This is a genomic window from Acinetobacter sp. UBA2063 (assembly GCF_002333245.1).
Lineage (GTDB): Bacteria > Pseudomonadota > Gammaproteobacteria > Pseudomonadales > Moraxellaceae > Acinetobacter > Acinetobacter parvus.
The window spans coordinates 1,312-3,002 of the sequence record NZ_DDAH01000097.1; the positions used below are offsets into that span (position 1 = coordinate 1,312).

Below are 1,691 nucleotides of genomic sequence, written 5' to 3' on the forward strand. Positions count from 1 at the left end.
TCAAAGGTGGCGCGTTACACTGAAAATGTGGATATTGTTAAGGGTGAGAAACGTCGCCGTTTGCATAAGGCATTCCTGCGTTACCATGATCCAAACAACTGGCCTCTATTGCGTGAAGCCTTAAAGGAAATGGGACGTTCGGATTTGATTGGAAATTCCAAACAGCACCTGATTCCGACCTACCAGCCACAGGGAACCGCTGAGGGGGAATATAAGTCTGCTCGCAAGAAGAACTCCACTGTGGCGGGAGATTCCGCAAAACGTACAGGACAGCCGCAATCAGGCCAGAAACGTCCACAAAAAGGGCAGATTCTGACCCAGCATACGGGCTTGCCACCGCGTGAAACAGGTGAGAAACGACCTTTCTCGGCAAAGCCAAAACCAAAGTCTAAGGCCCATCGTTGAGTTGAGTTTGGGAAAGCCTGAGTCTTTCATGCTTTCCTTTTGATACACAAATGAGGGGGTAGTCACGAATGATTGGTAAAACTACAATTTATAGAAACATATACTGACAATATCGAGTTGAATATTCCCCGCAGGATGATTATAAATAAAGGTGCAGGACGCTTTTACGACTTTGGTCGGCTGTTCAAACACGATTAAAAAATTTAAGTTTGTACTGCGAAAATGACTTTACTATCGCTCGCTCTTGATTAAAAAAATTGGCATCAAAGCCAAAATGATTATAAAAAATCTAAAGGGATTGGTTAGAAATGTATTATTTCATAACAATAGTTGCGCTACTGTTTATTACAGTATTTGCAGTTCGAAGTTTGCACCAAAATCGGCGTCAGGACAGCCCACTGAAACGACGTGGTATCCTGAATATTTCTGAACAGATTACCCTGATGCGTTTAAAGGCGGTTTTGCCACGGCATACCGTATTGGCGCATGTGTCTTTTGATGCCTTGCTCACCACAAAGTTTGCCCATACCCGCCGTAAGTATCAGGGGCTGGTTGCCGATTTTGTGGTGCTGGACCAGCAGCATCAGGTGCTTGCCATCATTGAGATCGCAGACCAGTCGTATGTCAATCGCCTGCAACAAAAACATTATCAGGACAGTCTGCTGGAACTGGCTGGATACCGTGTATTGCGTTACAGCGCGATTCCAACTGAACAGGAATTACGGGAAGACCTGATTCCTGATCTGTTCGCGCGTGCTACACCAAGAACCGCTACACCAGTGACCATGCCACAGGCGGCGGAGCGCGCGATAAAATACAACGTTCTGGCGGTGAAATCGTCCTAGTCTGGACGCACTGCCGTGACGGTCATTTCCACCAGAACATCAGGCGCATAGAGCTTGGATTCCACACAGGTACGTGCTGGGGGATGCCCCTCAGCAATCCACGCATCCCAAACGGCATTCATGGTCGCATAATCTTTTTCAATGTCTTTCAGGAAAATAAACACAGATAGAATATGGGTTTTGTCTGTGCCTGCCTCAGACAGTAAACGGTCAATGTTGTCTAAGGTTTGCTGGGTCTGTGCGCCAATATCCAGGCTGGTGTCATCTGCCAGTTGTCCAGCCAGATGAACCTGATTTCCTGAAATTGCAACTTCGCAATAGCGTGAGGTGACACGTAGTCGTTGCACAGACATAATGGTAACCTAATTAAAAAAAACATAGGATGATTGTACTGCATGCCCCTCGCCACAGTGTAATTTTGTTTGACATCCTCCCCGACCT

3 protein-coding genes are annotated in these 1,691 nt (G+C 46.5%); 2 read left to right on the forward strand and 1 reads right to left on the reverse strand.

Translation table 11 applies throughout. The features are described from left to right. Positions 1-405: DUF3362 domain-containing protein (locus B4H32_RS04330; protein ID WP_286800306.1), on the forward strand; the 405-nt coding region annotated here is incomplete at its 5' end. Between the two features lie 308 nt (positions 406-713). Next, positions 714-1,250 carry a DUF2726 domain-containing protein gene (locus B4H32_RS04335; RefSeq protein WP_004680800.1) on the forward strand — a complete coding sequence of 179 codons (537 nt, stop codon included), beginning with the start codon at positions 714-716 and terminating at the stop codon, positions 1,248-1,250. Here B4H32_RS04335 and B4H32_RS04340 read toward each other — a convergent pair. Next, positions 1,247-1,603, reverse strand: coding sequence for a RidA family protein (locus tag B4H32_RS04340; protein ID WP_004680799.1), 357 nt, complete (start codon positions 1,601-1,603; stop codon positions 1,247-1,249). The genes B4H32_RS04335 and B4H32_RS04340 overlap by 4 nt on opposite strands. Positions 1,604-1,691 lie beyond the last annotated feature (88 nt).